Below are 6072 nucleotides of genomic sequence, written 5' to 3'. Positions count from 1 at the left end.
GCCTGGCGCTGATCGCGCTGCTCGCCCCGGCCTGCCCCGGGCTGCTGCGCCTCCCGCACGTCTCCCCGACGGCGGTCGCCGTCGTCCTGGGTGCCGTCGTCCTCGCGGCGGTCCCGCTCGCCACCCCCCGGTGGCCGCGCTGCCGGCGAGCGCTCGCCACCGTGGTGGCCGACCTCCGCGCGCTGCACTCCTGCCCGGCCCGCGCGGGGGCCCTGTGGGGCGGCTCCCTGGCCTTCGCCGGTCTGCACGCGCTGGTCCTGGTCGCCGTCACCCGGGCCGTCGGCCTGCCGCTCGCACCGCTCCAGGTGGCCCTGCTGTACCTGGCGGCGAGCAGCGCGGCAGCCCTGCTGCCCTCGCCGGGCGGCCTCGGCTCGCTGGACGCCGCGCTCGCCCTCGCCTTCACCGCCGCCGGCGCCCCGGGAGCCGCCGCGGCGTCCGCCGTCCTCGGCTACCGGCTGCTGACCGTGTGGCTGCCGCTGCTCCCCGGCCTGCTGGTGCTGGCGGTGCTGGTGCGCCGCAAGGTCCTGTGAGGGCGGGGGAGTTTCCGGCGTGTCCGCTTCAGGTAGGAGTCGGGTACTGCCGTGCGCCACAGGAGGGGGAGCCATGCAGGGGAACGACCGCGCGGGCCTGCCGGAAGAGGCCTTCTTCACGCCGGGGACGTCGTCCTTCACCGAGTTCCTCGCCGCCCACCGACCCGGGCTCCTGCCCACCGCGCCCCCGTTCCCGCCCGGCGTCCGCGTGCCGGCGGACCGGTTCCCGCACGGCACCACCGTGCTGGCGCTCACCTACCGCGACGGCGTGCTGATAGCCGGGGACCGCCGGGCCACCATGGGCAACCTCATCGCCCAGCGCGACCTGGAGAAGGTGCACCCCGCCGACGACCACACGGCCGTCGCCTTCGCCGGCACCGTCGGTCTCGCCCTCGACATGGTGCGGCTCTACCAGGTGGAGCTGACCCACTTCGAGAAGATGGAGGGCGTTGCGATGACCCTCGGCGGCAAGGCGGCCCGCCTCGCGGCCATGATCCGGCAGAACCTCGCCCAGGCCATGCAGGGCCTCGCCGTCGTCCCGCTGCTCGTCGGCTACGACCTCACCGCGCCCGGGGGCGGACGCGGCCGGATCTTCAGCTTCGACGCGGCCGGCGGGCTGTACGAGAAGCGGCACTTCCACGCCGAGGGCAGCGGCTCCCCGTACGCCCGGGGCGCCCTGAAGAAGCTGTACCGGCCGGACCTGTCCCGCCGGGAGGCGGCCCTCGCCGCGGTCCAGGCGCTGTACGACGCGGCGGACGACGACTCGGCGACCGGTGGGCCCGACCTGAACCGCCGGATCTTCCCCGTCGTCTCGGTCATCACCGAGGACGGCTACGAGCGGCTGCCCGAGACGGAGACGGAAGCCCTGAGCCGCGAGACGGTCCGGCAGCGCGCCGGCCGTCCGGACGGCCCGCCCGCCTCGCCCTGACGGGCACCGCCGGCCGGGATGTCACCGGCCTGTCCGTCGCCGTCGCCCTCCGCATCGGCACGGTGGAACTGCTCGGCCTACTCGCCGGGGAGCTGCACCCGCGCGGCGCCTTCTTGGACGGCGGGCCTGGCCGAACGGTCCGCCGACTGATCGGCCGGGGTGCCGGCGGGGTTAATGATCCGGTCACGGGAAACGCGGACCAGGACCGCCCGCGAACCCGAAGGAGGCGACCATGAGCGACCAGCAGTCCGAGCAGTCCCCCATGGCGGACGACGCGTACCAGCCCACGGGCAGCAACGAGGAACAGGAGGACGCCGGGCCCCTGGACCTCCAGGACGCTGTCGGCGAGCGCTCCTACGACGACCTGCTCGACGAGGGCTACTCCCCGCCCGAGCGGCCCCTGGGCGTCACCAAGCACGGCACCACCGCCGCCGAGCAGCACGAGGGGGAGACCCTGGACGAACGGCTCGGCCAGGAGGTCCCCGACGTGACCCCCCCGGCCGGTGACGAGATCGGCGACCTCCCCGGCGGGGACGGCGAGCCGGTCGACCCCGAGGCCGGCGCGTCCCGCGCGGGCCGGCTGGTCGCGCCCGACGAGGGCGCCCACGCCGACACCACCAAGGAGGAGATCGCCGAGGACGTCGGCATCGACGCCGGAGCGGCCGGGGCCGAGGAGGCGGCGGTGCACGTCGTACCGGACGAGACCCGGCTGCCGGAATGAACGGGATCCCATCGCGGGGGGTAGCTGGCCGGTTGCCCTCCGTGTGGCGTCCCGCGCAGCGCACGGCCGGGCGCGCACGCGCCCGGCCGGCCTCCCCGTTCGTGTCCCTGACGTCCCCGGACCGCCCTAGGGCAGCAGCTTCTCGATGGCCGCCGAGCCCTCCGACTCCAGCTTGCGACGCGCCCAGTCGAGGGTCTTCGGGGTGACGTCCCGCCCCGTCGCCATCACCAGGTCCTCAGGGGTGACGTCCCTGGCGGGCGCGGAGTGGAGCAGGGCGTCCGGGGTGCAGACGTCGTCCGACGAACGGGACTCTTCGGGTGTGGATGTCGACATGATGCCTCCTCCTCGGTCCGGATGACCGCATCCGTGCCGGTGCCTTTCGAACGGGGCACACTCTCACCATTGCCCTCCCTGGCGCCCCCTGCATCCGGAGGCGCCCACGGAACGGGTGACAAGTGCCTTCCCACCCCGGCGCGAACCACTCGCCTAAGCTGGAAAAAACTCGCATCAGCCGCATACCGCACGCCCCGCTCACCGGGAGGCCGCCGATGGCCGATTCGCCGTTCCACGGGGACGGAACCCGCAGTCCCCGCTACCTGCCCATCGCCGAGCACGGACTCATCGGCGACCTGCGCACGGTGGCCCTCGTCGGCAGCAACGGCACGATCGACTGGTACTGCTGCCCGGCCTTCGACTCCCCGAGCGTCTTCGCGGCGATCCTCGACGCCGAGCGCGGCGGCCGCTTCGAACTGGCCGCCGCCGTGCCGGCCCGCACCAAGCAGTTCTACTTCCCCGACACCAACGTGCTGATCACCCGGTTCTTCACCGAGGACGGCGTCGGCGAGGTGCAGGACTTCATGCCGATCGTCGGCGAGGAGCCCGGGGACGTGGGCCGGCACCGGCTGATCCGGCGCGTGATGTGCGTCCGCGGCACCGTCCCCTTCCGGATGCTGGTCGCCCCCCGCTTCGACTACGGCGCCGCCGCGCACACCATGCGCGCCCTGGACGGCATGGTGGTCTTCGAGTCGCCCGCGCAGTCACTGTCGCTCACCTCGACCGTCGCCCTGGAGTACGACGGGCGGGACGCGCGCGCCGACTTCAAGCTCGGCGAGGGAGAGTCCGCCGTGTTCGCCCTCGACCAGGTCGACGGCGAGGTGTCCCCGCGCGGCTGCGCCCACGAAGAGGCGGAGCACCAGTTCAACGCCACGGTCGCCTACTGGCGGCGCTGGCTGCACCAGTCCCGCTACCGGGGCCGCTGGCGCGAGATGGTGCACCGCTCCGCGCTCACCCTGAAGCTCCTCACCTACGCCCCCACCGGCGCCATCGTCGCCGCCCCCACCACCAGCCTGCCCGAACAGCTCGGCGGCGAGCGCAACTGGGACTACCGGTACGTGTGGGTGCGTGACGCAGCCTTCGCCGTCTACGCGCTGCTGCGGCTCGGCTTCGCCGGCGAGGCCGAGGCGTTCATGCGGTTCCTGACCACGCACATCAGCCCCGGCTGCGGCGACGGCTCCGACCCGTTGCAGATCATGTACGGCATCGACGGCCGCACCGAGCTGCCCGAACGCGTCCTGCCGCACCTGGAGGGCCACCTGGGCTCCGCCCCGGTCCGGGTCGGCAACGCCGCCGGCGGCCAGCTCCAGCTCGACATCTACGGCGACCTGATCGACTCCATCTACCTCTACGACAAGTGGGCCCAGCCCATCTCCAGCGGCCAGTGGGACGACGTGTGCCGTCTGGTCGACTGGGTGTGCGACCACTGGGACCAGCCCGACGAGGGCGTGTGGGAGACCCGCGGCGGGCGCAAGAACTTCACGTACTCGCGGCTGATGTGCTGGGTCGCCATCGAACGGGCCATCCGCCTGGCCACCCACCGCGGGCTGCCCGCCGACCACCGCCGCTGGCGCCAGGCCCGCGACACCATCTACCGGCGGATCATGGAACGCGGCTGGTCCGAGCGCCGGAACGCCTTCGTCCAGTACGAGGGGGGCGACGTCCTGGACGCGTCCCTGCTGATGATGCCCCTCGCCAAGTTCATCGCCCCCACCGACCCCAAGTGGCTGTCCACCCTGGACGCCCTCACCGAGGACCTCGTCTCCGACTCGCTCGTCTACCGCTACGACCCGCAGGCCAGCCCCGACGGACTGCGCGGCGACGAAGGGACCTTCTCCATCTGCTCCTTCTGGTACGTCGAGGCGCTGGTCCGGGCCGGCCGGCTCGACGAGGCCCGCCTGGCCTTCGAGAAGATGCTCACCTACGCCAACCATCTCGGCCTGTACGCCGAGGAGATCGGCCGCACCGGCGAGCAACAGGGGAACTTCCCGCAGGCGTTCACCCACCTGTCCCTCATCAGCGCCGCGTTCAACCTGGACCGCGCCCTCGGCTGACGCCGCCCCGCGTCCCGGCACGGCGACGTCTGTCACCGCCGTGTCACAGCGCGTCCGCGCGGCACAACCACCCCCACCCCCACCGGGTCCAACCCTGCACCGGCACCCGACCAGCCGGCTGACGGACCATCAAGCACCCACGGGGGTAAGGGACATGACCAGCAACACCCGCCGCACCGCAGGCTCCGCCGCCGTCGCCGCGGCCTCCTTCCTGCTGCTGGCCTCGGCCGGCGTCCTCGCCGCACCGGCCGCGTTCGCGGGCGTACCCGGCGGCACCGCGGCGGCCGACCGCAACAGCGACTTCAACGGCGACGGCTACACCGACCTGCTCACCGGCGTCCCCGAGGGGACCGTCGACGGCAAGGAAGGCGCCGGCTACGTCACCGTGCAGTACGGCGCCCCGAACGGCATCGGCACCAACGCCACCGTCCCCAGGGGCCGGGTCCAGGTGATCAGCCAGTCCACCCCGGGCGTGCCCGGCACCTCCGAGGCCTGGGACGACTTCGGGCAGGCCGTCGCCACCGGAGACCTGGACGGCGACGGCTACGACGACGCGGTGATCGGCGCTCCCGGCGAGGACGAGGGCACCGTCGCCGACGCCGGCCGGGTCACCGTCCTGTACGGCTCCGCGAAGGGTCTCGGCGCGGAGCAGAACGCCTCCGTCACCGCGGCGAAGCCCGCCGCCGGCGCCCGCTTCGGACTGTCGGTGGCCGCCGCCCGGTTCACCGGCGACGTCGACTCCGACCAGCTCGTGGTGGTCGACCAGAAGGTCGGCCTCACCGTGTTCACCTGGCACGCCGGCGTCCTGCGCCAGGTCGGCGCCCCGCACTCCACCGGCCACCGGCTCCAGCCCGGCTACGTCACCACCGGCGACTACGACCACAACGGCTTCGCCGACCTCGTCGTCTCCGGCTACAGCCCCGACGACGACTACACCAAGGGCTGGTCGGCGTACTACGCGGGCGGCCCCGACGGCCTCGCCTACCGGCGGGACCTGCACGGCGGCCTCGGCTCGGCCTCCGGCGACATCGACCGCGACGGCTACGACGACCTCGTGCTGGGCCAGCTCAGCGCCGCCGACGAGGCCGCCGGCGACGCCAACGCGCCCGGCGGCCTGGTCGCCGTCTACTACGGCGGCGAGGACGGCCCGGCCGGCACCCAGGGCCCCGGCACCGCCCCGCAGTGGTGGTCGCAGAACTCCCCGGGCGTCCCCGGCACCGCCGAGGACGGCGACGCGTGGGGCGCCGACCTGTCCGTGGCCGACGTGAACGGCGACGGCTACGCGGACGTCGCGGTCGGCGCGCCCGGCGAGGACATCGGCACCGTCGCCGACGCCGGGGCGGTCTGGCTGCTGCCGGGCTCCCGCACCGGTCTCACCGGCAGCCACGCCCAGTCCTTCGACCAGAACACCCCGGGCGTCCCCGGCACGGCCGAGGCCGACGACGTCTGGGGCGCCCAGGTCCGGCTCGCCGACACCGACGGCGACGGCCGCGCCGAGCTGGTGGC

Annotated in this window: 6 protein-coding genes; 5 read left to right on the top strand and 1 reads right to left on the bottom strand. The window is 73.9% G+C overall.

The genetic code is table 11. From position 1 onward, the window contains the following. From ABZV94_RS39485 to ABZV94_RS39475, 3 genes are all read left to right on the top strand, one after another. The coding region (locus ABZV94_RS39485) for a lysylphosphatidylglycerol synthase domain-containing protein (RefSeq protein ID WP_356349566.1) at positions 1 to 530 on the top strand (530 nt) is incomplete at its 5' end. A 73-nt stretch (positions 531 to 603) separates the two neighbouring features. Further along, the gene (gene prcB, locus ABZV94_RS39480) at positions 604 to 1458 is read left to right on the top strand and encodes a proteasome subunit beta (protein WP_356349564.1); all 855 of its coding nucleotides are present in this window, start codon (positions 604 to 606) and stop codon (positions 1456 to 1458) included. A 232-nt stretch (positions 1459 to 1690) separates the two neighbouring features. Continuing rightward, entirely contained in the window at positions 1691 to 2179 is a 489-nt protein-coding gene (locus tag ABZV94_RS39475) for a DUF5709 domain-containing protein (RefSeq protein WP_356349562.1), read from the top strand. Between the two features lie 126 nt (positions 2180 to 2305). On the opposite strand, the gene ABZV94_RS39470 is transcribed toward ABZV94_RS39475, so the two are convergent. Further along, complete coding sequence (locus ABZV94_RS39470; protein WP_356349559.1) at positions 2306 to 2512, bottom strand: hypothetical protein; 207 nt, start codon at positions 2510 to 2512, stop codon at positions 2306 to 2308. Between the two features lie 215 nt (positions 2513 to 2727). On the opposite strand from ABZV94_RS39470, the gene ABZV94_RS39465 reads away from it, so the two are divergent. After that, entirely contained in the window at positions 2728 to 4566 is a 1839-nt protein-coding gene (locus ABZV94_RS39465; RefSeq protein WP_356349557.1) for a glycoside hydrolase family 15 protein, read from the top strand. A gap of 154 nt (positions 4567 to 4720) precedes the next feature. Then, positions 4721 to 6072 (top strand): FG-GAP repeat protein (locus tag ABZV94_RS39460; protein WP_356349554.1); only part of this gene is annotated, 1352 nt, incomplete at its 3' end.

Origin of the sequence: Streptomyces sp. NPDC004658, assembly GCF_040609555.1 — a bacterium.
Taxonomy (GTDB): Bacteria; Actinomycetota; Actinomycetes; order Streptomycetales; family Streptomycetaceae; genus Streptomyces.
The sequence above is the reverse complement of the archived record's forward strand: the minus strand, read 5'-3'. Positions and strand labels throughout refer to the sequence as shown.